Annotated in this window: 20 protein-coding genes; 10 read left to right on the plus strand and 10 right to left on the minus strand. The window is 56.7% G+C overall.

Annotated features, from left to right (window positions below; all coding sequences use genetic code 11):
* Positions 1-588: a TetR/AcrR family transcriptional regulator gene (locus L2097_RS12405; RefSeq protein WP_052958963.1), complete on the minus strand. Its 588-nt coding sequence runs from the start codon at positions 586-588 to the stop codon at positions 1-3.
* A 113-nt stretch (positions 589-701) separates the two neighbouring features.
* Here L2097_RS12405 and L2097_RS12410 point away from each other — a divergent pair, with 113 nt between their 5' ends.
* On the plus strand, positions 702-1,445 hold the full coding sequence (locus tag L2097_RS12410) for an SDR family NAD(P)-dependent oxidoreductase (protein ID WP_250352906.1): 744 nt from the start codon (positions 702-704) through the stop codon (positions 1,443-1,445).
* A 115-nt stretch (positions 1,446-1,560) separates the two neighbouring features.
* On the opposite strand, the gene L2097_RS12415 is transcribed toward L2097_RS12410, so the two are convergent.
* Entirely contained in the window at positions 1,561-1,758 is a 198-nt protein-coding gene (locus L2097_RS12415; RefSeq protein ID WP_041852181.1) for a YbdD/YjiX family protein, read from the minus strand.
* 99 nt (positions 1,759-1,857) lie between these two features.
* Positions 1,858-3,963 (minus strand): pyruvate/proton symporter CstA, encoded by a 2,106-nt coding sequence (gene cstA / locus L2097_RS12420; protein WP_047371323.1) that lies wholly within the window; start codon positions 3,961-3,963, stop codon positions 1,858-1,860.
* A 289-nt stretch (positions 3,964-4,252) separates the two neighbouring features.
* Here cstA and L2097_RS12425 point away from each other — a divergent pair, with 289 nt between their 5' ends.
* Genes L2097_RS12425 through L2097_RS12435 form a run of 3 tightly spaced genes read left to right on the plus strand, consistent with a single transcriptional unit; the run spans position 4,253 to position 6,559 of the window.
* Positions 4,253-4,969: a nucleoside recognition domain-containing protein gene (locus L2097_RS12425; RefSeq protein WP_047371324.1), complete on the plus strand. Its 717-nt coding sequence runs from the start codon at positions 4,253-4,255 to the stop codon at positions 4,967-4,969.
* A complete protein-coding gene (locus L2097_RS12430; RefSeq protein ID WP_047371325.1) occupies positions 4,969-5,433 on the plus strand; it encodes a YjiG family protein in 465 nt (154 codons plus the stop codon). Before L2097_RS12425 ends, L2097_RS12430 begins: the two co-directional genes overlap by 1 nt.
* A gap of 13 nt (positions 5,434-5,446) precedes the next feature.
* Positions 5,447-6,559: a M20 family metallopeptidase gene (locus tag L2097_RS12435; protein WP_250352907.1), complete on the plus strand. Its 1,113-nt coding sequence runs from the start codon at positions 5,447-5,449 to the stop codon at positions 6,557-6,559.
* A gap of 41 nt (positions 6,560-6,600) precedes the next feature.
* Here L2097_RS12435 and entH read toward each other — a convergent pair whose 3' ends face one another.
* Genes entH through entC form a run of 5 tightly spaced genes read right to left on the minus strand, consistent with a single transcriptional unit; the run spans position 6,601 to position 11,420 of the window.
* Complete coding sequence (gene entH / locus L2097_RS12440; protein ID WP_250352908.1) at positions 6,601-7,014, minus strand: proofreading thioesterase EntH; 414 nt, start codon at positions 7,012-7,014, stop codon at positions 6,601-6,603.
* Positions 7,015-7,761 (minus strand): 2,3-dihydro-2,3-dihydroxybenzoate dehydrogenase EntA, encoded by a 747-nt coding sequence (gene entA / locus L2097_RS12445; protein WP_250352909.1) that lies wholly within the window; start codon positions 7,759-7,761, stop codon positions 7,015-7,017.
* Complete coding sequence (locus tag L2097_RS12450) at positions 7,761-8,612, minus strand: isochorismatase (RefSeq protein WP_250352910.1); 852 nt, start codon at positions 8,610-8,612, stop codon at positions 7,761-7,763. The genes entA and L2097_RS12450 overlap by 1 nt, the downstream gene beginning before the upstream one ends.
* Positions 8,613-8,624: 12 nt before the next feature.
* Positions 8,625-10,235 carry a (2,3-dihydroxybenzoyl)adenylate synthase gene (locus L2097_RS12455; protein WP_250353165.1) on the minus strand — a complete coding sequence of 537 codons (1,611 nt, stop codon included), beginning with the start codon at positions 10,233-10,235 and terminating at the stop codon, positions 8,625-8,627.
* 9 nt (positions 10,236-10,244) lie between these two features.
* Complete coding sequence (gene entC, locus L2097_RS12460; protein WP_047371331.1) at positions 10,245-11,420, minus strand: isochorismate synthase EntC; 1,176 nt, start codon at positions 11,418-11,420, stop codon at positions 10,245-10,247.
* Between the two features lie 220 nt (positions 11,421-11,640).
* Here entC and fepB point away from each other — a divergent pair, with 220 nt between their 5' ends.
* Complete coding sequence (gene fepB / locus L2097_RS12465; RefSeq protein ID WP_250353166.1) at positions 11,641-12,567, plus strand: Fe2+-enterobactin ABC transporter substrate-binding protein; 927 nt, start codon at positions 11,641-11,643, stop codon at positions 12,565-12,567.
* 267 nt (positions 12,568-12,834) lie between these two features.
* Here the strand turns inward: fepB and entS are convergent, their stop codons facing one another.
* Positions 12,835-14,091, minus strand: coding sequence for an enterobactin transporter EntS (gene entS, locus L2097_RS12470; protein ID WP_250352911.1), 1,257 nt, complete (start codon positions 14,089-14,091; stop codon positions 12,835-12,837).
* Positions 14,092-14,201: 110 nt separating this feature from the next.
* Here entS and fepD point away from each other — a divergent pair, with 110 nt between their 5' ends.
* The 5 genes from fepD to L2097_RS12495 all read left to right on the plus strand — a co-directional run bounded on the left by fepD (position 14,202) and on the right by L2097_RS12495 (position 19,014).
* Entirely contained in the window at positions 14,202-15,206 is a 1,005-nt protein-coding gene (gene fepD, locus L2097_RS12475) for a Fe(3+)-siderophore ABC transporter permease (RefSeq protein WP_250352912.1), read from the plus strand.
* Positions 15,207-15,244: 38 nt separating this feature from the next.
* A complete protein-coding gene (fepG, locus tag L2097_RS12480; RefSeq protein ID WP_284454014.1) occupies positions 15,245-16,195 on the plus strand; it encodes an iron-enterobactin ABC transporter permease in 951 nt (316 codons plus the stop codon).
* Complete coding sequence (fepC, locus tag L2097_RS12485; protein WP_250352913.1) at positions 16,192-16,992, plus strand: iron-enterobactin ABC transporter ATP-binding protein; 801 nt, start codon at positions 16,192-16,194, stop codon at positions 16,990-16,992. Before fepG ends, fepC begins: the two co-directional genes overlap by 4 nt.
* Positions 16,993-17,458: 466 nt before the next feature.
* Positions 17,459-18,445, plus strand: coding sequence for a hypothetical protein (locus tag L2097_RS12490; protein ID WP_250352914.1), 987 nt, complete (start codon positions 17,459-17,461; stop codon positions 18,443-18,445).
* Entirely contained in the window at positions 18,442-19,014 is a 573-nt protein-coding gene (locus L2097_RS12495) for a peptidoglycan recognition protein family protein (protein ID WP_047371338.1), read from the plus strand. The genes L2097_RS12490 and L2097_RS12495 overlap by 4 nt, the downstream gene beginning before the upstream one ends.
* 37 nt (positions 19,015-19,051) lie before the next feature.
* Here L2097_RS12495 and entF read toward each other — a convergent pair whose 3' ends face one another.
* A complete protein-coding gene (entF, locus tag L2097_RS12500) occupies positions 19,052-22,927 on the minus strand; it encodes an enterobactin non-ribosomal peptide synthetase EntF (RefSeq protein ID WP_250352915.1) in 3,876 nt (1,291 codons plus the stop codon).
* Positions 22,928-22,933: the final 6 nt, after the last annotated feature.

The raw sequence follows: 22,933 nt of genomic DNA on the forward strand, positions 1-22,933 counted from the left end.
TCAGGCAGGCCATAAAGCCATGGCTGAGCGGGCAATACTCAGCAAAATTTCACGGCTCGCGCCATCGCGGGCCTGAATTGACATCCCTTGCTGAATACTGACATAGAGCCGCGTCAGTGCTTCGACATCCACTGAACCGGGCAGGTCGCCCTGTTTTTGCGCCTGCTCAAGCCGCGTTTTTAACAGCGAGAAACCTGCGGCGCGCATGCGGCGAACCAGTTGTCCGAGCCGGTCGTTGCCTTCACTGCCTACCGCTGAAAGTGTGACCATACAGCCGTGCGGCATATCCGTTTGCGTCAGCATATCCGCAGAACGCTCCAGCCACAGCCACACCGCCTCGCGTGGAGACGGCTCGCTGGTCATATGTCCCCAAATCCTGGGTGCGACGGACTGCTCGTAGTGCAGCAGCACCTCTTCGTATAAATCTTCTTTGCTGCCGAACGCCGCATACAGGCTGGGGGATTTTATGCCCATCGCCTCGTACAAATCATTCATTGACGTGGCGGTATAGCCCTTCTGCCAGAAGATTTTCATCGCCTGGTTCAATGCTTCGGTACGGTCAAACTCGCGTGGTCTTCCCCGGCTCATGGTGGCCTCCAACATTTTGTGCTGATCGGTATATTAATATCATTGACGACTCGTGGGAAGTGCGTTTACTTTAATTATGTATCAATCGACACATAATTAATTCAGGAGTCACCATGTCATCTTCACTTGCTGGTAAACGCGCGCTGGTTACGGGCGCAAGTCGTGGTTTAGGTAAAGCTATCGCCCTGTCATTAGCCCGCGCAGGGGCCGACGTGGCGATAACCTTTGAAAAGTCAGTCGAAAAAGCGCAGGCCGTGGCCGATGAAATCCGCGCCCTGGGCCGTAACGGCGTGGCTATTCAGGCCGACAGCGCCAGCCCGCAGGCCATTCGTGCCGCAGTCGCATCCTCGGTCGAACAACTGGGCGGTCTGGATATTCTGGTCAATAATGCGGGTATCGCCCGGGGTGGGCCGCTGGAAGCGATGTCCGATGAAGACATTGATGCGTTAATCAATGTGAATGTTCGCGGCGTGGTCATCGCAACCCAGGCGGCGCTTGCCTATCTGCCGGACGGCGGGCGCATTATCAACATTGGCAGTTGCCTTGCCAACCATGTCCCGTTGCAAGGGATTGCGGTCTATGCAATGACCAAATCTGCCCTTAACTCCTTAACCCGCGGGCTGGCGCGCGATCTTGGCCCACGCGGTATTACCGTCAATCTGGTGCATCCTGGTCCCACCGACAGCGACATGAACCCGGCAGATGGTGAAGGCGCGGAAACCCAGCGTCAGTTGATTGCGCTTGGACATTACGGTAAGGCAGAAGATATCGCCGATGCGGTGACTTTCCTGGCAAGTCCGGCGGCAAAACACATCACCGGAACCGGAATTGATGTTGATGGTGGCCTTAACGCCTGAGGATCAGGTATACCTCTGCCACCCGGCAGAGGTTGCGCGATATAAAGCGCCTCTTGCCGAACGGGCCGTTATGACAGTAAGCAGGAACAAATAAGCACGGTCTGCCCGGCGAGGGCTAACAGCACTTCGCCCCGCCTTTACCGCCGTAGCGCGCCTCCTGACGTTCGCGGAAAAACTCTTCATAGGTCATCGGCGTCTGATCAGGATGAGTGATACGCATATGCTCAACGTAGTTGTCATAGTCCGGCACGCCAATCATCATTTTGGCGGCCTGGCCTAAGTATTTGCCTGCTTTAGAAAGGGTGTCGAACATATTTCATCTCTCGTTACCCCTCACCCTAACCCTCTCCCACAGGGAGAGGGAACATTGACACCCTCTCCCTGTGGGAGAGGGCCGGAGTGAGGGCAAAGGTTAATGTGCGCTTTTTGCCTGAGTCACAATCTCATCAAGGTTTGATGGCATGGGCTCATACGGACGCTCTTGTGACGTTGGCTTGTCGATTTTCAGTGATGCCATCGCCGTTTTCACCGAGTAAAACGCTAGCACCACCACCACGACCATAAAGAAAATGGTCAGCCCGGCATCCAGACGGTTGTTAAACACCAGTTGGGAAAGCTGGGACTGGGTGTACTGTGCCGGGATCTTACCACTGTCGATCATCGCCTGGAACTTATTGGCAATCGCCAGGAAACCGACTTTGTTGTCCGGGCTGAACGCTTTCTGCCAGCCTGCGGTCAGGGTACAAATCAGCAGCCATGCCGTGGGTAACAGAGCCACCCATGCGTAGCGCTGACGCTTCATCTTGAAGAGTACGACCGCGCAGAGCATCAGCGCCATTCCCGCCAGCATCTGGTTAGCAATACCGAACAGCGGCCACAGGGTGTTGATACCGCCCAACGGATCGACCACCCCCTGATGGAGGAAATAGCCCCAGGCGAGTACGCAAAGCGCTGTAGCCATCAGGTTTGCAGGTAACGAGTCGGTACGTTTCAGGTTCGGGGAAATGACCCCCAGCAGGTCCTGCAACATAAAGCGCGCCGCACGCGTACCTGCATCCACCGCTGTCAGAATAAACAGTGCTTCAAACAAAATGGCGAAGTGATACCAGAACGACACATCCATCATGCCGCCCAGCGCGCCGTGCAGGATATACGCCATCCCCACCGCCAGCGTTGGTGCACCGCCCGCTCGGGAGATAATCGACTGCTCACCCACTTCTGTAGCGATCTGTTTTAACGTGTCCGGGGTGATGCTAAAGCCCCAGCCGCTGACAACCTGAGCTGCGGACGCAACCACATCGGTGGTGCCGGCAGGCGCCAGCACCGCCATCGGGCTGTTCATCGCAAAATAAACGCCCGGATCGATGATACAGGCCGACACCAGCGCCATAATGGCCACGAACGACTCCATCAGCATGCCGCCGTAACCGATAAAGCAGGCCTGGCCTTCATTTGCCAGCATCTTCGGCGTGGTACCGGAAGAGATAAGCGCATGGAAACCCGACACCGCGCCACAGGCGATAGTGATAAACAGGAACGGGAACAGGTTACCCGTCCAGACCGGCCCGGTGCCATCCACAAACTTGGTCAGCGCAGGCATCGTCAGCGTCGGGCGCATAATCAGAATGCCGATCGCCAGACCAATGATGGTGCCGATTTTCAGGAAGGTAGAGAGGTAGTCGCGCGGGGCCAGCAGCAGCCAGACCGGCAACACCGCCGCCACAAAGCCATAGCCCACCAGCATCCAGGTTAACTGTACGCCGGTGAAATCAAAGAATGGCGCCCAGGTCGGGCTTTCCGCCACCCATCCGCCGGAGATAATCGCGAAAATCAGGAAAAACAGGCCGATAACGGAGACTTCGCCAATGCGCCCCGGACGCAGGTAGCGAATATAAATCCCCATGAAAATCGCCAGCGGGATAGTAAAGGCAACGGTGTAAGTTCCCCACGGGCTGTGGGTCAACGCTTTCACCACGATCATCGCCAGTACCGCCAGAATGATCACCATGATCATAAAGGTCGCCACCAGCGCGATAACTCCAGCCGTTGGCCCCATCTCCTCTTTGACCAGTTCACCCAGTGAACGCCCATCACGACGGGTAGAGACGAACAGCACCATAAAGTCCTGTACCGCCCCGGCGAGAACGACCCCAGCGAGGATCCAGATCATACCCGGCAGATAGCCCATCTGTGCCGCCAGCACCGGCCCCACCAGCGGCCCTGCTCCGGCAATCGCCGCAAAATGGTGACCGAACAGCACTTTTTTATCCGTCGGCACGTAATCCAGTCCGTCGTTGTATTTCACGGCGGGCGTTATACGGCCAGGATCGACGGCCAGCACGTTTTTAGCAATGTATAAACCATAAAAACGGTAGGCAATGAGATAGATACACACTGCCGCGACCACAATCCATAGCGCGTTGATCTGCTCACCGCGGTTAAGCGCGATGTAGCCCAGAGCAAACGCACCGACAACGGAGAGTAATGCCCAAATAAGGTATTTCCCTGAGTTATTCATAGCGATTATCCGTGTGCGAAAGAGGGAGATGTTACATTTTGTTTCTATAACATCACCTCGATTTTAACAACTTAGAAACACAAAAATGTGTGGTCAAACCAGACATTTACTCCACAGTGTTAAGCCGATCACTTTCGTCATGTAACAACCCATGCGCCTCATCCTTTTTGCATCACAGTTTTGCCTTTTTCGTCCTGCGTCTCCCGTCAGGAATGATGTGCATCATTTTTTTTGCCGATCGCCCCGCCAGAATACCCTTGCGTATTCGCGTTTTAACAAGGAAAAGGAAATGAGTTCACCATTAAAGGAAAATAAGGTCGGGCCAGCCGCCTGGTTTGCGCTGGCATTTGCTGCTGTTTTCTTCTCAGGCCTGTTGGGTGGGAAAGAGTGGTATGGGGTGTTTGATTTCACCACGCTCAACGGTGCCTTCGGCAAAGTGGTCAGTAGCGCCAGTCTTGATAACGGTACGCTGACCACCGCCAGCAGCGCCTTTCGCGGCAAAGGTGGCAGCGGCGCGATGGATGGCTTCCTCTTCGCGCTGGGATTGATTCCGGCGGTGATGTTTGCGCTGGGCATGATTAATGTGCTGGAACATTACGGCGCGCTTCGCGCCGCGCGCCAACTTCTGACGCCGTTACTGCGCCCCCTGCTGGGCCTTCCCGGCACGACCGGACTGGCGATGATTGGCAGCCTGCAAAGTACCGACGTTGGTGCATCGCTTACGCGCAATCTCTCTGACGAAGGGTTAATCAACGAGACGGAAAAAGATGTCTTCGCCATGTTTCAGTTCTCCGCCGGGGCGATGATCACTAACTTCTTCTCCTCTGGCGCCATTCTTTTCACCCTTCTGGCGGTGGATGGCACCGCAGCCGTACCCACCTCCATCGGCGCCTGCATCGCCGTCATGTTCATCATGAAAATCGTCGGCGCGAACATACTGCGCCTGATACTGAGATTCACCGCGAAAAACACCCCTGTAACCCTGTCGGCAAAAGGAGATGCCTGATGAGCGCCCCACAATCTAACCCCGTTATCACCGACGTTTTTGTTGAAGGTGCCCGTAAAGGCTGGGCGATTGCCACCAGCAGCACGCTGCCGAATGTGGTGATGGCCTTTATTATTATTAAAGCGCTGGAGATAACCGGCGCCCTGAAAGGGCTGGGCATGATTTTCGCCCCGCTGATGGGGCTGTTTGGTCTGCCGGGTGAGGCGGCTGCGGTGCTGATTGGCGGCTGGATGTCGATGGGCGGCGGTATCGGCGTGGCCATTGGTCTGTTTGATAAAGGCCTCCTCACCGGCGAGCATCTGGCCATCCTCGCCCCTGCCATCTATCTGATGGGTTCACAGGTGCAATATCTTGGGCGCATCCTTGGCGTTATTGGCACACGCGCTAAACGCATTCCCCTGATGATCGCCCTCTCCGTTGTGAACGCCTTTTTAGCCATGCTGCTGATGCGCATTATTCTCTGAACAGGATGTGACCATGAATCTTGACCATTACACCGAAGAACTGAAATCACTGGTAAACGTCGACTGCGGCACCCAGACGCTGGAAGGGGTCGCCACCGTGGCGGGAATAATGCAAACCCTGTGGCAAAACGAGGGGGGGCATACCGCACAGGTCGATCTGGGCGATAAAGTCGGCCCCGGCCTGTTTGTCTGTAACAAACCCGAAGCCGAACAGTTCGACGTCCTGCTCGTTGGCCATCTGGATACGGTTTTCCCACCCGGCACCGTCGCGAAGCGCCCGCTCTCGGAAGACGAAACCCGTTTTTACGGCCCCGGCGTCTCCGATATGAAGAGCGGTCTTCTGAATATTTTGTGGGCCATGCGCCAACTTGAAGCCGCCGATAAGGCACGTCTTTCCATTGCAGTGGCGATGAATCCGGACGAAGAGACCGGCTCGGTCTGGTCCCATGAATGGATTGGCGAGCTGGCAAAACGTTCGCGCTGCGTGCTGGTGTGCGAAGCAGCGCGCGCGGACGGCTCACTGGTCAAAGCGCGTAAAGGGATGGCGGGTTACCACCTTACCTTCAGCGGCGTGGCCGCTCATGCGGGCAACGATCCGGAAAAAGGGCGTTCGGCGATTACCGCGCTGGCACAAAGTATTATCGCCATCAATGCGTTGACCGACCGGGATCGCGGCACCACGCTGAATGTCGGCGTGGTGAATGGTGGCAGCGCGGCCAACGTGGTTGCCGACTGCGCCGTAGCTGAACTGGACGTACGTTTCTGGGAAAACGATGAATATGACCGGATTAATCGTGCGCTGGAAGTCATGTGCAAGCAGGGCTTTGCCGACGGCGTTACCACCACCTTAATCCCCGTCACCCATAAACCGGCAATGGCGGCAAGCGAGGCGACACAACACTTAATGCAGCAGGTTGAAGCCGCAGGGAAAGCGGAAGGGATTGCCATTACCTGGCAGGCCGTCGGCGGCGGCAGCGATGCCAACCACACGGCGGCGCTTGGTATCCCGACGCTTGATGGTTTAGGGCCGATTGGCGCGGGCTTCCACAGCCCGGCGGAGTGGCTGGATAAAGCTTCGATTGAACCGAGGATCCGTCTACTCAAGCGGATCGTTTCCATGCTGTAATCCTGTATCCCTCCCCTTTGCCGGGGGAGGGATACATCCTGTTATCCCAACACCATGGTACTCAGCCGACAGGTGCAGCAGCGCCGCCCCTGCTCATCGAACACCACAATTTCCCAGCTCTGGTTCTGCCTGCCCAGGTGTAGCGGCTGGCAAACGGCGCGCACCTTGCCCTGCGACACCGCCCGGTGGTGCGTGGCGTTGAGTTCCGTTCCCACCACGCACTGGCCATCTACCGTCATCATATAGCCCGCCATTGAGCCAAGCGTTTCCGCCAGCGCGGCTGACGCACCGCCGTGCAGCAGGCCAAAGGGTTGATGCGTGCGGATATCAACCGGCATTTCAGCTTCCAGCACATCATCACTCAGGCGGGTGTAGATAATCCCTAAATGGTCGACCAGCGTACGGGCGCTGGTGGCATTGAGTTCATCAAGCGTTAAACGGCGCTTCCAGATCATTTATGCCCCCAGGGTCGAGCCGCCATCCACCACGATATCCTGCAATGTGATGTGGCTGGCATAGTCAGACGCCAGGAACAGAATGGTACTGGCTACCTCTTCCGGGCGGGCAATCTTTCCCAGCGGAATGCCAAGCTTGAACTGCTCGCCAAAGCCGGCAATGCGCTTTTGTTCCGCATCGCTGCTGGTCCACAGAGTCCGCTGCATATCGGTATCGGTGGAGCCAGGCGACACCAGATTCGCCCGCACGCCGCTGGCGGCCAGTTCCAGCCCTACCGTCAGCGCCAGACTTTTCAGCGCCGCTTTCGACGCACCGTAGGCACTCATGCCGATGCGTGGGGTATGCGCCGCATCAGAAGCGACGGTGACAATCGCCCCGCCCTGCTGCTGGCGAAACTGGGCCATGGTGGCCTGAAACAGATTAAACGCCCCGCCGACGTTGACGGCAAACGTCTGCTGCCAGTCTTCCTGCGAAAGCGCATCCGTTGCCCCCATGCGCAAAATACCCGCCGCGTTGACCAGCACATCCAGTCGCGTATTCTGCGCCAGCACACGAGAGCAGACCCGTGAGACCTGCTCTGCATCGGCAATGTCCAGAATCTCGGTGGTAAAAGGGTAGTGTTCACCGTCAAAAGCCTGGTCAAACCCCGTTACCTGTGCACCCGCGTCAGCAAACGCCAGCGCGGTGGCATATCCGATACCCTTTCCGGCGCCGGTTACCCAGACAGTCTTTCCTGAAAAGTCCATCAGTTGGCCTCGCGGGACAGCAGCGTCCACCAGGCATCGATGGTCGGATTCTTTGCCAGCATGACAAAATCGATATCGCCATGCACTTTACGCCAGCGCGCTGCCAGCGCCATCATGCGAACGGAATCCAGCCCATAATCAATCAGGTTTTCATCATCGTAAGGCTCGTCGGACTCATCCAGCAGCGGCAAAATCAGTGCGCGCAGCGCCGCTTTGCTGGCGGGCACCGGCAACAGCGCTTCGGTCATCACCACACGCCCCGAACGACCCGCCACGTATTTCAGTGACATCAGATGCTCTTCCCGGCTGAAATCCGCCAGCGCATCGGCCACCATAAAAGGCTTGATATCGCGCATAAAGGCATCAGTAGCGGTCGTCATGCAACCGATATGGGCGTACACGCCCGTGATGATAAGCTGGTTGCGGCCCGTCTCTTTGAGCATCTGTTCCAGCGGCGAACGGTGGAAGGCGCTGTAACGCCACTTCACCAGCACCGTATCCGCTTCATCCGGGGCCAATGCCGCTACAATTTGCTGCTGTTCAGGCGAGCGGGTCAGACCGGGTCCCCACATGTCGTTGAGCAGGGCGCGATCGTCATCGCTCTGATCTTTTGGCTGTGCCGTGTAATAAACCGGAATATGGTGCTGCTTACAGAACTGGCGCAGCGCGGCAATATTGGCCACCACCTTTTCCATCATCGGGCAGTTTTCGCCCCAGAAATGGAGGAAATACTCCTGCATATCGTGGATCAGCAGGGCGGCGCGATCGGGTTCAAATGCCCATTGTACTTTGTTATCCGGGATATCATTTGCACTCGGCAGTGCGTAGCCGGTCAGTTTGGGAATTGCCATCTTTTCTCCTCGTTACGCCGGGGCGCGCTCTGCCAGCCACTGGCGTAATTGTTTCTTATCCACTTTGCCAACCGGGGTGAGCGGCAGCGCCTCCAGGCATTCGACGCGGTCCGGCAATTTAAAATCCGCCACGCCCTGTTCGCGCAGGAAACGGCGGATCTCCACCGCCCGTACCGTTTTTTTCACCACCAGAAATGCGCAGCTCTTTTCCCCCAACAGACTGTCTTCCATGCTCACGAGGGCGGCCTGGATCACGGCGTCATGGCGGAGCAGTAAATTTTCTATCTCTTCGGCGGCGATCTTCTCGCCCCCCCGGTTGATCTGATCTTTTTCTCGCCCCTGCACGGTGATGTAACCCGCTTCATCAATGGAAATCAGATCGCCGGAGCAGTAGAAGCCATTGCTATCAAAGGCGCTGGCATTATGTTCAGGGCTGTTGAAGTAGCCCCGAAAGGTATACGGCCCGCGCGTCATCAGGCGCCCCACCTGGCCACACGGCAGCGGATAACCGTTTTCATCCGCCACCCAGACTTCATCATCCGGACACATCGGGCGGCCCTGGGTATTGAAAATACGCTCCGGCGTATCATCCAGGGCTGTGTAGTTCACCAGCCCCTCCGCCATGCCAAAGACCTGCTGTAACTGGCAGCCAATTTCCTCGGGAATACGTGCCGCCAGGGTAGCAGACAAGCGCGCCCCACCCACCTGCAACAGCGTAAGCGAGGACAATTGCCGCTTGTCTGCCCCGTCGGCAATCGCCTGTAGCCACAGGCTGACCGCGGGCGGCACCAGCGATGTGACATTGATGCGATGCTGTGCAATCAGCGGGAAACAGAGCGTAGCGCTGGGATCATTTGCCAGCACCACGCGACCGCCCGCCAGCAGCACCCCCAGCGATCCCGGGGAACTCATTGCATAGTTGTGGGCGGCGGGCAGCGCGTTGAGGTAACGGGTTTCGTGCGTAATCCCGCAGATTTCATTGCTGCGACGAATACTGTAGTAATAGTCATTGTGGGTTCGTGGAATGAGCTTCGGCGTGCCGGTACTGCCGCCAGAAAGCTGAAAGAAAGCCACTTCATCGGCAGGTGTCGGCGTGGCGATAAAATTATCTGCCGGGCTCTGGATCGCCGCCGCCAACGACTTATCACCGCTGTCGTTGAGAAATAGCGATACGCGCACCGATGCATGCGCCGTGATGAAATCCTGCCAGAACACATCGGTAGCAAAGAGTGCATGCGCCCGGTCAACAATCAGCAATGCCGGTTTGATCTGCATGGCATAGGCATTGAGCTCACTGCGCTGGTGGCTGAACAGCGCATTTACCGGCGCGACGCCGATTTTGAGCAACGCAAAGAAGGTAATGTAAAACTCCGCCACATTGCCGAGTTGTACCAGCGCGGTTTCGCCACGCTGAATGCCCTGCGCCTGCAACCTGTTTGCCAGATTGTCAGAAGCCTGGTGCAGTTGCTGATAGGTAAACGTGCGGTGGTCATCAATCACTGCCACCGCTTCACTTTGCGCATGGCGGTTCAGTATGTCGGTCATCGGCACATCCAGCCAGTAACCTTTTTCGCGGTAGCGCGTGGCTAACTCATCCGGCCAGCGGGTAAAGGGAAGGCTCATCATCACTCCTTAATGCAGGCCAAAAACGTTAAGCATGGTGGACAGCTTGACGCCGGTTTCCCGCCACTCCGCTGCAGGAGACGATGCCGGCACAATACCCGCACCGGCAAATAATCGAACACGGTTTTCCTGAATACGCGCGCAGCGGATAGTCACGACCCACTCGCCGTTACCTTCGGCGTCGCACCAGCCGACAATGCCGCCAAATAACTCGCGATCGAACGGCTCAAGCCCGGCAATCAGTTTTTTCGCCGCCTGATGAGGGAAACCGCTCAGCGCTGGCGTGGGATGTAACAGACAGGCCAGCGTCAGGGCGTTCTCATCCGCTCGCGCGCGTCCTTCAATCGGCGTCGCCAGATGCCACAGCGTTGGGGTGGTCACCAGTTGTGGGGAGTCCGGCATACTCAGCGCACGGCTGCGCGACGCCAGCACGGCTTTCATCGCCTGGGCGACCAGTTCATGTTCATGACGGTCTTTTTCCGAGGCCAGCAGTCTGATGCCCGCTTCGCGATCCAGCATGTCATCCGGCTGACGTCGCGCCGACCCGGCAAGCGGCAGGGAGCTAAATTGTTCGCCCTCTTTACGCAGCAACAGTTCCGGGCTTGCCCCCAGCAGAACCGCCCCCTCCGCCAGCGGAACATGGAAGTTAAAACTTGCCGGGTTCTGGGCAATCAGGCGTTCCAGCAGCACGCCGCTGTCGAGTGGCCCATCGGTGGCGATATCAATCAGGCGCGAAAGAACAATTTTGTCCACCTCTGGCGTGGCGGTCAGCGCGGCTCCCCGGGAAACCATATCCATAAAAACATCCTGCGGCGGAATCTCCGTACGCCTTGCGACACCGGGGGTATCGTGCCCGGAGAAATAACGGGAGGAGCGCTGCTTAGACGGGCGCGAAAAGGTCTGCCACGAAACGGGAATAAAGAGTTCAGACGGTTGGGTGGTATCAAAAGGGATGGCCCCTACAACAACCGGACTGGCGATGCCCTGTGCTTTAGCATCGGCAAAAGCCTGCGCCAGTTTCTGCTGGAACGCGCTATCCGGGCTTTCTCCATCCACAGCCGGTTCACTGATACGGGCAAAACAACCCGATGTGGTGAAGCTACGGAATGGCGACATAAAAAAGAACTGGTCAGATGCCAGCGTTTTCGCAACCTGTTGGACTTCCTCAGCCAGTGACGTATCCATATCATCCTCCAAAAATGATAAAAATATTACGAATGATTATCATTTGAATTTTGGTTCAGTAACCTAAAGGTAAAGCCCTGGCATGTCAACTGGCGTACTCACCTCCCTTGCGACTAACGCTTGCATCCATTGCGCGCAATGATGAAAATGAGAAGCATTAACTTCAACAAATACAGGATGTGACTTCGTGAGACTCCCTTCCCTTTGCCATCAGGCCTTTATGATATTGGGTATTTTTATTTTCGGACTTTCCGCAGTAAACGCCGCCGACTGGCCGCGTCAGGTGGCTGACAGCAAAGGCAGCCACACGCTTGACCACAAACCGCTGCGTATTGTCTCCACCAGCGTGACGCTGACGGGTTCACTGCTGGCTATCGATGCCCCGGTTATCGCCAGCGGCGCCACAACGCCGAACAACCGATTCGCCGACGATCAGGGCTTTTTGCGCCAGTGGGGCGAGGTAGCCAAATCGCGCAACGTCGCACGTATTTATATTGGCGAACCTAACGCCGAAGCCGTTGCCGCCCAAATGCCAGATCTGATTCTCATCAGCGCGACCGGGGGTGACTCAGCGTTATCTCTTTACGATCAGCTTTCGACGATTGCGCCGACCCTGGTCATCAATTACGACGATAAAAGCTGGCAGGCTCTGCTGACCCAGCTGGGTGAAATCACCGGCCAGGAAAAACAGGCCGCAGCCCGTATTGCTGAGTTTGATAAGCAGATGGCCGAGGTTAAAGCGCACATAACACTGCCGCCGCAGCCGGTTAACGCGCTGGTTTATACCCCTGCGGCGCACAGTGCGAACCTGTGGACCACCGATTCTGCCCAGGGCAAGCTGATGCAGGAGCTGGGGTTCACCCTCGCCACGCTGCCGGAAGGGCTGCAGACGCTGCAAAGTCAGGGTAAACGCCACGACATCGTGCAACTTGGCGGTGAAAATCTGGCAGCCGGTCTGAACGGCGAAGCGCTCTTCCTGTTCGCCAGCGATCAGAAGGATGCTGACGCGCTGAATGCCAATCCGCTGCTTGCCCATCTGAGCGCGGTGCAAAACAAGAGGGTTTATGCGCTGGGCGCCGAAACGTTCCGTCTCGATTACTACAGTGCGACGCGAGTGTTAGCGCGACTGTCAGCACTGTTTGGCTGATACACATTCCCGGCTGGCGCTTCGCTTAGCCGGGCTACCTTACGTAGCCCGGATCAGGCGCTTGCGCCGCCATCCGGGGAAACCACAATACCTCTAACGATTTGGCATAAACATTCCCGGCTGGCGCTTCGCGTAGCCGGGCTACCTTACGTGGCCCGGATCAGGCGCTTGCGCCGCCATCCGGGGAAACCACTATGCTTCGAACGATTTGGCATAAACATTCCCGGCTGGCGCTTCGCTTAGCCGGGCTACCTTACGTAGCCCGGATCAGGCGCTTGCGCCGCCATCCGGGACCACCATCGGCGTCTGACGAAATCTGCGCAGCTCGCTCAGCATCAGTACCAGCGCCACCCCCACCAGCGCCAGCACAAAACCACTGCTGCTCGCCGACGTCGCTGGCGTCATCACGGCCCCAAGCCCACCCAGCACCGCCGCGCCAGTCGCATCACCGGTAACGTTTTGCGCCGTCCACAGACCGTTAATACGCCCCAGCATCGCTTCCGGCGTTTGCGTCTGAATCAGCGTGTACTGCAGCAGTGAACTGATCGCACTCAGCCAGCCAAACAGGGCCAGAAACGCCGCGCCTAATACCCAGTACGGCATCAGGCTGAATAAGCCAATAGCGACAAACGCCCCCACGCTACAGCACAACATCAACAGACCCGGACGCGGATGTTGCGCCAGCCGTCCGCTGGTTAACGCCCCGATCGCTGCGCCAAGCGGGATGGCCGCATACAGCACGCCAATTTGCGCCGCCGAGATGCGCCACTCAACGGCCAGTGCGGGATAGAGCACGCGCACGGCGCTGGCCATGGTCAACAAGGCTCCCAACAGCGCAATACCGCCAATCAGCGGGCTGTTAAACAAAAAGCGAATCCCCGCCACCAGCGAAGAGAACGGGTGTTCACGCGGTTGTGGCGGCGGTGGTAACGCAGGCAAACTCAACAACGGCAACAGGGTGATAAACGTTCCTGCAGCCGCCAGCCCGTAGTTCCAGGCCACCCCGCCCGTTGCCAGCAACAGACCACCGCACATCGGGGAAATCACCGAGCCCAGACGCACCGTCAGCATGGTGATCGCCCCGGCCTGCATCAAATTTTCACGCCCCACCAGCGCCGGGGTCGCCGCCAGTAACGCGGTCACGCCCAGTGACGCGAAGAAGCCATCCCACAAGCCGAGTAAATAAATCGCCAGCAGAGACGGTTCCGGCAGCAGCGCATTAATCCACAGGCCGATAAAACCAATGCCGCAGGTACCGCGCGCCAGCAGAATCAATTTCTTGCGTTCGTAACGGTCGGCCAGCACGCCGCCGGTCATCAGACCCACGAACATCGCACCGCCGGTCAGGGTAACGGAGAGCCCCACCTGCCAGCTTGAACCGGTCATCGCCTGAATCTGTACCGGTACGGCAACGCCCAGCAAACCCAGCGACAAGATGGAGATAAAACGGGCCAAAAACACGGCGCGAAAGGCCGGATGCGTTTTCAGGAGGCTGACATTGAGCAGCCGGGATTGTTTTTTCATTACAACGCCTTGGGGCAATCTTTTTTTATCCATTGCGGGGCGTGCATGGTAACATAGTCAAACAATATCGATAACGATAATTACTATCATTATCAAGTCAGGAATGGATTATGTCGTCTCCTCATTTCCCGCGGCGAATACTCACGCTCGTCGGGCTCGTGATACTGCTCATGCTGGCAATGACGCTGAGTATGTTGATCGGTGCAAAAGCGATGCCCGCCAGCGTGATCGTTGATGCACTGACAGGTGCCTGCCAGAGCGCAGACTGCACCATTATTCGCGACGCACGCCTGCCACGCACCCTTGCCGGGTTACTCGCAGGCGGCGCGCTGGGTCTGGCGGGGGCGTTGATGCAAACCCTCACCCGCAACCCGCTGGCGGACCCGGGCCTGCTGGGCGTCAATGCCGGTGCCAGCTTTGCCATTGTGTTGGGAGCCGCCCTTTTTGGCGCCGCCTCCCCCGTCGAACAACTGACGCTGGCCTTTTGTGGTGCGCTGGTTGCCTCACTCATTGTGGCCTTCACCGGCAGCCAGGGCGGCGGGCAACTTAGCCCGGTGCGACTGACGCTGGCAGGCGTGGCGCTGGCCGCCGTGCTGGAAGGCCTTTCCAGCGGTATTTCTTTACTCAATGCCGACGTTTACGATCAGTTGCGTTTCTGGCAGGCCGGGTCGCTGGATATTCGCACCCTGCAAACGCTGAAAATTGTCCTGCTGCCGGTACTGTTGGCGGCGGGCGTGGCGCTGATGTCCAGTCGGGCGCTCAATAGCCTGAGTCTTGGCAGCGATACCGCTACCGCCCTTGGCAGCAAAGTGGCGCGGACGCAGCTTTCAGGACTGCTTGCGATTACCCTACTTTGCGCAAGTGCGACGGCGGTGGTCGGCCCCATCGCCTTTATCGGCCTGATGATGCCCCACCTTTCGCGCTGGCTGGTGGGGGCCGATCATCGCTGGTCGCTGCCGGTTACGCTTATCGCCACCCCTGTCCTGCTTCTGTTCGCCGATATCCTTGGCCGCATTCTGGTGCCCGGAGAACTGCGCGTCTCGGTGGTCAGCGCGTTTATTGGCGCGCCGGTTCTGATTATTCTGGTTCGCCGCGCGCGCGGAGGTAGCCTGTGATTGCCCCGTCCCGTCGCCTGATCATCAGTTGTCTGTTGATGTTGCTGGCAAGCCTGGCCTTTGCCCTCTGGGGTCTGCGTAGCGGCGCGGTTATGCTCGATAGCCGCCAGGTTATCAATGCGCTTACCGGAAGTGCCCCGCACGCCCTGCAGCTTGTGGTCATCGAATGGCGACTGCCCCGCGTACTGATGGCGCTGCTGATCGGTGCCGCGCTGGGCGTCAGCGGCGCGATTTTCCAGTCGCTTATGCGTAACCCGTTAGGCAGCCCGGATGTGATGGGCTTTAACACGGGGGCATGGAGCGGCGTACTGGTGGCGATGGTGCTTTTTGGTCAGCATCTGACGGCGATTACACTCGCCGCCATGACGGGCGGCATTTTGACCTCGTTCATCGTCTGGGCGCTGGCATGGCGTAACGGCATTGAAACCTTCCGCTTGATTATCGTCGGCATTGGCGTGCGGGCGATGCTGATGGCCTTTAATACCTGGTTGATATTACAGGCCTCCCTGGAGACATCCCTCAGCGCCGGGCTGTGGAATGCAGGGTCGCTCAACGGCCTGACCTGGGCAAAAACTTTCCCGTCAGTCCCCTTTATTTTGCTGATGTTTATTGGCGCGGCATTGCTTTCCCGCCGTATGCGACTGCTGGAGATGGGGGATGACAGCGCTTGTGCTCTTGGGGTGAGCGTTGAGCGTTCGCGCCTGTTGCTGATGCTGGTGGCTGTCGTGCTGACCGCCTCTGCCACCGCGCTTGCCGGGCCTATTTCGTTTATCGCGCTCGTCGCGCCGCACATTGCCCGGCGCATCAGCGCCACCGCGCGCTGGGGTCTGACACAATCAGCGCTCTGCGGCGCCCTGATCCTGCTGGCAGCAGACATTTGCGCACAGCGGGCATTTATCCCTTATCAGCTGCCGGTGGGCGTTGTCACCGTCAGCATCGGCGGTATCTACCTTATCGCCTTGTTAATTCAGGAGTCCCGCAAGAAATGATCGATACTCAAGCCCGTTTGCGAGGCGAGCAGTTGACCCTGGGCTACGGTAAAAAAATTATCGCCAGAGATCTGAATGTCTCCATTCCCGATGGACACTTCACGGCGATTATTGGGCCAAACGGCTGCGGCAAATCGACACTGCTGCGCACCCTGAGCCGGCTGATGACGCCGGAGAAAGGTCACGTGTATCTGGACGGCGAGCAGATCCAGCGTTTTGCCAGCAAAGAGGTGGCGCGTCGTGTCGGGCTGCTGGCGCAGAATGCCACCACGCCAGGCGATATCACCGTGCAGGAGCTGGTTGCCCGTGGCCGTTATCCGCACCAGCCGCTGTTTACCCGCTGGCGTCAGGAAGATGAACAGGCGGTCACCCGCGCGATGCGTGCGACGGGCGTCGATACGCTGGCCTTGCAGAGCGTGGACACGCTGTCAGGCGGGCAGCGTCAGCGCGCGTGGATAGCGATGGTGCTGGCGCAAGAGACATCCATAATGCTGCTTGATGAGCCGACCACCTGGCTTGATATCAGCTACCAGATAGACCTGCTGGAGTTGCTCAGTGAATTAAACCGCGAGCAGGGGTATACGCTGGCGGCGGTGCTGCATGATTTGAATCAGGCCTGTCGCTATGCGACGTATTTGATTGCCCTGCGAGACGGCAAGATTGTGGCGCAAGGCGCACCGAAAGAGATCGTTACAGCGGAGCTAATCGAAGCGGTATACGGTTTGCGCTGTATGATCATTGAAGACCCGGTCGCCGGTACGCCGCTGGTGGTGCCGCTGGGGGGACGCGGAAAATAACCGAATGTTGATCGCCCATTGCCTGTACAGGGAAGCCATTATCCTTCTCTGTATGTGTGAGGGCCGTTAACCACGCTTACACCAGTTAACGACCCTTCCGGGTTAAAAACATGATTCCGCAGTAGGTAATGCCAGTTTTAAGTGACATATAAAGAATAGAAAACTGTTTTTCAGCAGCGCTGAGAATATAGACACTTTTTATAGGGACAAAAATTAATAGTGTGATGGAGATCACTCTGCGAATCTCACTAGCGAAGCGAGACTGATTATAATTCATTCAACAGCAGTTTGCTGCATTAACATCTAAGGCGCATTCTCGTGTCTTTCTGGTATTTCCTTTGCATTCATTTCATGGAATGATATTTATATAAAAAAACGTAATTAAGCCCTGACACAATTAAAGCAATACTTTCTGATTAATATATTTTCACTCACACTCAGCATATCCATTTGCCTGGAGAATATTATGATATATCGTCTATCATCTGAAAGCCAGCTTATAAATTATCTTAAATTTCACATAGAACAACTCACAAACATTATTGAATCCACACAATCCACACCTGTTTCAAACAATCCTCCAGATCGTTTTAGCTTAATTAAAGCTCGTTTAAACGCAAAAAACTTAACCATTAATGAAATATTTTCTATCGAGCAGGAGCTCATTCAATTATATCCTGACAGATTGCTTCCCTCACTTTATATGGAAACAAAAGACAGATACATTAAAGCATTACCTAATGAATCTCAAGATAAGATTAAAATACTAGATGAGGATACTTCGATAAAAAATGAAGCAGAAGAACAAAGAAATAGATTAAGAACGCTTTACAACTATCTGCAAAAATATTATTTCTTTATTAATGATAGAGAATATTTTGTTCACGAAATGAAAACCAACTTTATTATCATGTTATTTTTCCTGGCATTTATCACTTTATTATCCAGTTATTACTGCCTCAATTATCAAGGGGATTTGCAACTATCATTACTCGTGGGCATGGCATGCGCTGGCTATCTTGGTGCAATTATAAGCACAGTCAATCGAATACAGTCGATGGCGGAAGCACCGATTGATGGAGCCGATCGAGAGGCGATATTATTGAAGATTTACCAGGGAAAGCGAGGTATCTATCTATCAATTTTATTAGGAACTTTCGCTCCCTTCATAATCTATTTATTATTACGATTTATTCCCGCAGACAAAGGCATAGTCATTTTTGGCATTAGCTTTCTACCTGTATTTAAAGAACCTGTAATTCTCACACAGCCTAACATTGGTGATTTATATTTAACCCCAAACTTAAGAGATGCAAAGGATATCGCTAAAATATTATTTATATCAATACTCAGTGGTTTTTCCGAGCGATTAGTGCCTGATGTTCTTGATCGAATATCCAATGAACTCAACAACCAATTCAAAAACCATGACAATAAACAAGCGAGTCAATGATGAACAACTGGAAAGGTATTGTCGGATTAAATTTCGACAAAGACGGCTTTGATAATTATTGCCACTCACTGCACTGGACACAATGGCGTCCTTCATTCATTGTATTACACAATACCGCCAACCCCACGCTGGCACAGCGCTCAGAAGGTTTTACACATACGCATATTGAAAATCTCGAAGACTATTATAAAAACACGATGCACTGGTCCGCTGGCCCTCATCTTTTTATCGATGACAAACAGATTTGGGTTTTTTGTCCACTAACTTTATCCGGCGTTCATTCGCCCTCCTACAATAAACTGGCTATCGGGATTGAGATGCTGGGTGACTATAATCAGGATGACTTTCATTCTGGCCGCGGGCTTCTGGTGCAACAAAATACGGTCGCTGCCATTGCGACCTTATCTGCAGTATTAGGCATTGATCCGCACACAATGAAACTTCATAAGGAAGATCCCGAAACAACCCATAAAGACTGCCCAGGGGGAAAGGTAATCAAAGATCAGGTGATTAGCGCGGTCATTGCGCTTATGCAGCAGCGCCACCAGGGCGATCATCTTCGTCCCTGAAAGGCCCCCTGGACGACAAAGTCCGGGGGCAACTTCACTATGCCAGAATCTCTCTGATAACCGGACCAATCGCCTCAAACGCCTGAGGTGAAATGATATCCACGTGGGCGCAATCCTGGCGATAAACCTCCAGCTCCCCTACCCATGGCGCCCAGGCTTTTTGTGGATCCATCCCCGATGCCAGCGTGCGTTCAGCGACAAACAGCGTTGCTTTACCGTCAAACTTCACGCTATGCGCCGTGGTCAGCAGACGTACCGCATCGCCATAGTTGCCTTCAATAGCGGCGAAGAGTTCCGTCGACGCCTGCCCCTTTTGCGCCGCCAGGAAGGCCTGCCGCTCGCGCTCAATTTCCGCCAGCACGGCCGGATCCAGCCCGTTAGCCTCTTTCTCCGCCCAGTTCTGTGTCTCCGGCGGCCAGGTATCGAGCAGCCCTAAAAATGCCACCGTTTCCCCACGCGCCTGTAAGCGGGCAGCAATCCCCTGCGCCAGCGTTCCCCCCAGCGAATAACCCAACAAGTGATAAGGGCCGTGCGGCTGCCGCGCCAGCAGGGTCGCAAGGTGATGCTCGCATACCTCATCCAGAGTGGCGGCCTGCTGCATCGGCCCCTCAGGGCGCGGTGACTGGATGCCAATAATCCCCCAGCGCGGCGAGAGATAGCGCGCCAGTACGCTGAACTGCCAGGCGAAGCCGGAAGCCGGATGGAAACAGAACAAAACGGGGCCGTCGCCGTCACGCAACGGCAAAAGGGTTTCAAGACCAAGCTGGCTGTCGGCCTGCGCCTGCGTCAGCAGGGCCGCCAGTTTCTCAACGGTTGAAGCCACCATAACCTGCCCGGGCGTCACCGGGCGCTCAAACGTCTGGCTCAGTTGTGCAGCCAGGCGCATCGCCAGCAAAGAGTGGCCGCCAAGGGCAAAGAAATCGGCCTGCGCGTGCTGAATCTCGCAGCCAAGCAGCGCGGAAAAAGCCTGTGCGATCTGTGTTTCAGCACCAGGATTCAGCGCCCGTCCGGCCTGCTTACGCGCGGGCTCAGGCAGCGGTAGCGCTTTTCTGTCGAGCTTGCCGTTGGCGCTCAGCGGAAGTTCGCTTAATTGCAGGAGCACCACCGGTACCATATGCGGCGGTAGCTGCGTACTCAGTTGCTCGCGTAGCGCGGTGAGATCCAGCGGCAGGCCGCTCTCTGAGACCACATAGCCCACCAACTGGCGCGCATCGCCATTGCCTGCTGCCGCCTGATTCAATACACAGGCATGGGCGACGCCCTGCGCGACATCCGTCAGCGTCTGCAGCGCTTTGTCTATCTCGCCCAGTTCAATACGTTGGCCACGAATCTTGAGCTGGTCGTCGCTGCGTCCCAGATATTCCACCGCGCCGTTCTCCAGCCACTGCGCCACATCGCCAGTGCGGTACATCCGTTCGCCGGGCGCAAACGGGTCGGCAATAAAGCGGCTGGCGGTCAGATCCGGCCGTCCCAAATAGCCTTGCGCCAGTTGAATACCGGTCAGATACAGATCCCCCGCCACCCCCGGCGGTACCGGCTGCATCATGCCGTCCAGAATGCGCAACCCGGTATTCCACACAGGGTAACCAATCGGCACGCTGTTGCCCTTCACCGCCGCCAGTTCTTCGCCGAAGGCCGGATACCAGCTCACATCGACGGCAGCCTCGGTAGGTCCGTAAAGGTTATGCAAAGGCGCACCGGTCAGTTGTTCCCATTCGCGACATAAAGCCGCCGGAAGCGCTTCGCCGCTGCAAAACACCTTGTTTAACGTGCGACAACTTTCCTGCGCCGTTTCTGGCGTCAGGGATGAAACAAACGCCGCCAGCATGGACGGGACAAAGTGCGTGGTGGTCACGCCAAAGTGGGCGAAAAAGCGCTGCAATGCCTGCGGATCACGGTGTGCATCCGGCTCCGCCATCACCAGTTGCGCACCCGCAATAAACGGCCACCAGAACTCCCACACGGAGACATCAAAACTGCACGGTGTCTTTTGCGCCACCACATCCTGTGCGTCCAGCGGATAGTGGTTTTGCATCCACAGCAGACGGTTAACGATAGCCGTCTGCCCGACCATCACCCCTTTCGGACGCCCGGTAGACCCGGAGGTAAAGATGATATAGGCAGTGTGGTGCGGGCGGGACAGCGCCAGAGGTTCACCGTCTGTCACCGTAAGCGGCGCGGTGTAGCAAAGGTGAGTCAGGTCAGGCAGATCGCTAAAACGCGCAAGCTGGTCATCCGAAGTGATGAGCAGGCGCGGCCGGGAATCTTCCAGCATCATGCGCAGCCGTTCGTCCGGATAGCCGGTATCCAGCGGCAGCCAGGCAGCTCCGGCCTCAACAATGCCATGCAGCGCCAGCGTCAGGAACACGGAGCGCGGTAGCGCGACAGCAACGCTGTCACCGGGCTTCACGCCACGCTCACGCAGAAGCTGCGCCAGCGCCACCACCTGCTCGCGCATCTCCCGGTAACTAAACTGCCAGTGCGCATCGGCGAGCGCAGGGGCATCCGGCGTTCGCGCCGCCTGCTCTGCCACCAGTTGGCTGAGAGTGGTCGCGGGCAACATCATGCCGGTATCGTTGATATTTTCGATTCGCTGCCACTCAGCCGGCGCGATCAATTGCGCCTCGCCGCAGCGCAGCGTCGGATTTGCGGCAAACTGGCTCAGCAGGCTGTGCAAACGGGCGACATGGTTATTGAGCACACTTTCATCGTAGCGGCTGCGGTTAGCCAGCACGTCCAGCGTCAGGCCGCCCTCTTCATCCGGGAAGAGCGCAATCTCCAGATCGTTGACCGGCCCCGTCGCCAGGGTGTGGGTTTGCCCGGCAATCCCGTCAACGTCCAACAGGTAATCAAACATTTTAACGTTAAAGACCGGGCCAAAGAGCGGCTCATCTCCGGTCGCACGTCCCGCATCACGCAGGATTTGCTCAGCGTCATAGCGCTGATGGCGGCGCATCTTTTTCAGTTGCCCGGCAAGCGCGTTGGCCAGTTCAGCCAGGGTTTGCGTCTCGTCGATGTGTACACCAAGCGGCAGCACATTGAGCACCGGCCCGGTCGCGGTCAGTGCCGCTGAGCCCATACGGCGCATAAAAATAAACCCGGCGGCATAATCGAGCCGCCCGCAGAGCCGCCCTAACCACAATGCCACCAGCGCTAAGGCCAGGTCGGAGGGCTGGCACGCGCTCGCGGCCTGGGTCAGGCGACGGAATGCAGCGCTGTCCAGAGACATTTTCAGGCGCAGGATATCGATCGTCGCCGCGCGGCCCGGTAGCGGTGCAGGCGACAGGGAAACCGGTGCGGGTAGTAAGCGTTTTTGCTCCGCCCAGAAGGCTTTGTCTCGCTGCCAGGCGTCGCTCTGCTGATAGCGCTGATACTCCTCCACCACCTCTGCAAAGGGAGTAAACGGTGTCGGAGGCATCGCCTTGCCTGCGCGCATCGCACGGTAAATAGCGGCTATCTGGCGGGTAATGGCAGGGAAACTAAAGCCATCTACCAGCAAATGGTGATAACGCTGATACCAGTACCAGCGCTGGTCAGCAACCTGAATCAACTGGTGACAGAACAGAGGCTTACCGCTGTCCACGCGAAGTTCCTGCGCCAGATCGGCCTGCATTAACGTCAGCGCGCTCGCGTTCGGGTCGGCGTGATGGCGAACATCAATGCACTGCGGCAGGGCAAATACGCCTTTATCATCCACATGCTGCCAGACCTCGCCGTTGTCTTCCGTAAAGCGCATACGCAGGGTGTCGGCCTGCGCCAGACCTTCTACGATGGCCTGAGCCAGCAACGGCGCGTCCAGTTCGCCGTCCAGTTCAACATAGTGGGCCACGCTCCAGGCGTTGGGCAGGGTGGAGAGTTTTTCTGCCATCCAGATCCCAGGCTGCGCCGCCACGAGGGGTAAACGTGCGGTCATTCACAT

The organism is Citrobacter sp. MNAZ 1397, from assembly GCF_023613995.1.
GTDB lineage: Bacteria > Pseudomonadota > Gammaproteobacteria > Enterobacterales > Enterobacteriaceae > Phytobacter > Phytobacter ursingii.

Excerpts from the sequence above, each read along its gene's own strand:
- fepG (WP_284454014.1), top strand. The coding sequence starts at position 15,245 with ATGTTGCTGGCAAGCCTGGCCTTTGCCCTCTGGGGTCTGCGTAGCGGC.
- entS (WP_250352911.1), bottom strand. The coding sequence starts at position 14,091 with ATGAAAAAACAATCCCGGCTGCTCAATGTCAGCCTCCTGAAAACGCAT.
- entC (WP_047371331.1), bottom strand. The coding sequence starts at position 11,420 with ATGGATACGTCACTGGCTGAGGAAGTCCAACAGGTTGCGAAAACGCTG.
- L2097_RS12495 (WP_047371338.1), top strand. The coding sequence starts at position 18,442 with ATGATGAACAACTGGAAAGGTATTGTCGGATTAAATTTCGACAAAGAC.
- L2097_RS12415 (WP_041852181.1), bottom strand. The coding sequence starts at position 1,758 with ATGTTCGACACCCTTTCTAAAGCAGGCAAATACTTAGGCCAGGCCGCC.
- cstA (WP_047371323.1), bottom strand. The coding sequence starts at position 3,963 with ATGAATAACTCAGGGAAATACCTTATTTGGGCATTACTCTCCGTTGTC.
- entH (WP_250352908.1), bottom strand. The coding sequence starts at position 7,014 with ATGATCTGGAAGCGCCGTTTAACGCTTGATGAACTCAATGCCACCAGC.
- L2097_RS12425 (WP_047371324.1), top strand. The coding sequence starts at position 4,253 with ATGAGTTCACCATTAAAGGAAAATAAGGTCGGGCCAGCCGCCTGGTTT.
- entA (WP_250352909.1), bottom strand. The coding sequence starts at position 7,761 with ATGGACTTTTCAGGAAAGACTGTCTGGGTAACCGGCGCCGGAAAGGGT.
- L2097_RS12405 (WP_052958963.1), bottom strand. The coding sequence starts at position 588 with ATGAGCCGGGGAAGACCACGCGAGTTTGACCGTACCGAAGCATTGAAC.
- fepC (WP_250352913.1), top strand. The coding sequence starts at position 16,192 with ATGATCGATACTCAAGCCCGTTTGCGAGGCGAGCAGTTGACCCTGGGC.
- L2097_RS12490 (WP_250352914.1), top strand. The coding sequence starts at position 17,459 with ATGATATATCGTCTATCATCTGAAAGCCAGCTTATAAATTATCTTAAA.
- fepD (WP_250352912.1), top strand. The coding sequence starts at position 14,202 with ATGTCGTCTCCTCATTTCCCGCGGCGAATACTCACGCTCGTCGGGCTC.
- L2097_RS12455 (WP_250353165.1), bottom strand. The coding sequence starts at position 10,235 with ATGAGCCTTCCCTTTACCCGCTGGCCGGATGAGTTAGCCACGCGCTAC.
- L2097_RS12430 (WP_047371325.1), top strand. The coding sequence starts at position 4,969 with ATGAGCGCCCCACAATCTAACCCCGTTATCACCGACGTTTTTGTTGAA.
- fepB (WP_250353166.1), top strand. The coding sequence starts at position 11,641 with ATGATATTGGGTATTTTTATTTTCGGACTTTCCGCAGTAAACGCCGCC.
- L2097_RS12435 (WP_250352907.1), top strand. The coding sequence starts at position 5,447 with ATGAATCTTGACCATTACACCGAAGAACTGAAATCACTGGTAAACGTC.
- entF (WP_250352915.1), bottom strand. The coding sequence starts at position 22,927 with ATGACCGCACGTTTACCCCTCGTGGCGGCGCAGCCTGGGATCTGGATG.
- L2097_RS12410 (WP_250352906.1), top strand. The coding sequence starts at position 702 with ATGTCATCTTCACTTGCTGGTAAACGCGCGCTGGTTACGGGCGCAAGT.
- L2097_RS12450 (WP_250352910.1), bottom strand. The coding sequence starts at position 8,612 with ATGGCAATTCCCAAACTGACCGGCTACGCACTGCCGAGTGCAAATGAT.